This is a genomic window from Kocuria sp. CCUG 69068 (assembly GCF_020833785.1).
Taxonomy (GTDB): Bacteria; Actinomycetota; Actinomycetes; order Actinomycetales; family Micrococcaceae; genus Kocuria; species Kocuria rosea.
Genome location: NZ_PDDL01000228.1, coordinates 1 through 1,645, shown reverse-complemented (window position 1 = coordinate 1,645; position 1,645 = coordinate 1). Strand labels below are relative to the sequence as shown.

Below are 1,645 nucleotides of genomic sequence, written 5' to 3'. Positions count from 1 at the left end.
CACGGTCCCGCCCGAGACCGACTCCGAGAACCCGGTCCCCGGCGGCGTGCGCACGGAGGTGACGAGGTCCGCGGAGCGCAGCGTCTCGCCGCGCGCCGCGGCGTGCCGGCGGGCGGCGTCGACGAGGACGTCGGCGGGCAGGGCCTCGAAGCCCGCCGTGTGCACGATCGCCACCCCCGCGGCCCGCGCGGCCTCGTGCAGGTCCCGGTCGGTGCGGTGGGCGAGCTGCGACTCGCCCGTCAGGTCCAGGTAGTGGGTGCCCTCCGCGACGCACGCGGCGAGCACCGGGGGCGCCAGCCGCGTGTAGGGCCCCGCGAGGTTCACCAGCACGTCGACCCGCCGGACGAACGCGCGCAGCGAGCCGGGCTCCGCGACGTCGGCGTGCAGGACCTCGGGGACGGGGAGCTCCCGTGCGGCGCACAGCGCTCGCACGCGCTCGGGGTCACGGGCGCCGACGACGACGTCCACCCCCGCCTCGGGCGCCCGCGCCAGGAGATGGGCCAGTGCCACGCGCCCGGTGATGCCGGTGGCGCCGAGAAGGCCCACGACGGGCCGGGACGTCTGCTCGGGTTCCATCCGGCCACTCTAGGGGAACGGCCCGGGCGCCGGCCGGGAACGGGTGCCCCGGCCGGCGCCCCGTCCCTGGTGGCAGTCAGGTCCAGGGCCTACCGTGGCGGTCGAGGACCCGCGCACTCCGACCCGCACGTTCCACCCCGCGCACTCCGACCCGCACGTTCCACCCCGCGCACTCCGACCCGCACGTTCCACCCCGCGCACTCCGACCCGGGAGTCCCGACCCGCGACCCCCGGTCCGTGCCACCCGAGAAAGGCCCCGCCGTGACCGCCTCCCCCGTCAGCACCGGCCGCACCGACCTCCGGCCGACCCGCGCGGACCGCGTCCGCCAGGTCCTGGTCACCGTCAGCGAGATCGCGTGCCTGCTGGGCACGCTCGTCGGCATCGGCGTCTTCGGCACCCGGGTCGAGGAGTCGTCCGGCGGCAGCCTCTCCGCGGACGCCACCCTGCTCGCCCCCGCCGGCACGGCGTTCTCGATCTGGTCGGTCATCTACCTGGGGCTGTTCGCCTACACCGTCTGGCAGTGGCTGCCCTCGCGGACGACGGACCCCCGGGCCCGCGCCACCGGCCGGCTCGCGGCGGCGTCCATGCTCCTCAACGCCGGCTGGCTGCTGGTCACCCAGCAGGGCTGGATCTGGGCCAGCGTCGGGGTCATCGTCGCCCTGGTCCTCGTCCTGGGCCTGCTGGTGGTGCGCCTGACCGAGGTCCCCGGCCGGCGCGGCCCGCTCGACCTGATCGTGGTCGACGGCACCTTCGGGCTGTACCTGGGCTGGGTGTCCGTCGCGACGGCGGCCAACGTGGCGGCCGCCCTCGTGTCCTCGGGCGTGTCGCAGGAGGGCCGGGGCGCCGAGTGGATCGGCGTCGTCGTCGTGCTCGTGCTCGCGGCAGGGGTCGCCGCCATCCAGCGGCGGGTCGGCGGGCGCTGGGCCGTGGCCGCCGCCTCCGCATGGGGGCTGTCCTGGATCGCGGCCGGCCGGGCCACGGACGAGCCGCGGTCCGTGCTCCTGGCCTGGGGCGCGGCCGCGGCGGCGGCCCTGGTGGTGCTGGCCACGGCGTACCTCCGCCGCCGTG

The 1,645-nt window shown here is 77.3% G+C and carries 2 protein-coding genes; one reads left to right on the top strand and one right to left on the bottom strand.

Annotated elements, in window-relative coordinates; all coding sequences use genetic code 11:
• Positions 1-576, bottom strand: a 576-nt coding sequence (locus tag CRM73_RS19180; protein ID WP_229588797.1) for a saccharopine dehydrogenase NADP-binding domain-containing protein, incomplete at its 3' end; no start/stop codon positions are given.
• 261 nt (positions 577-837) lie between these two features.
• On the opposite strand from CRM73_RS19180, the gene CRM73_RS19175 reads away from it, so the two are divergent.
• A partial coding sequence (locus CRM73_RS19175; RefSeq protein ID WP_229588796.1) for a tryptophan-rich sensory protein occupies positions 838-1,645 on the top strand: 808 nt, incomplete at its 3' end.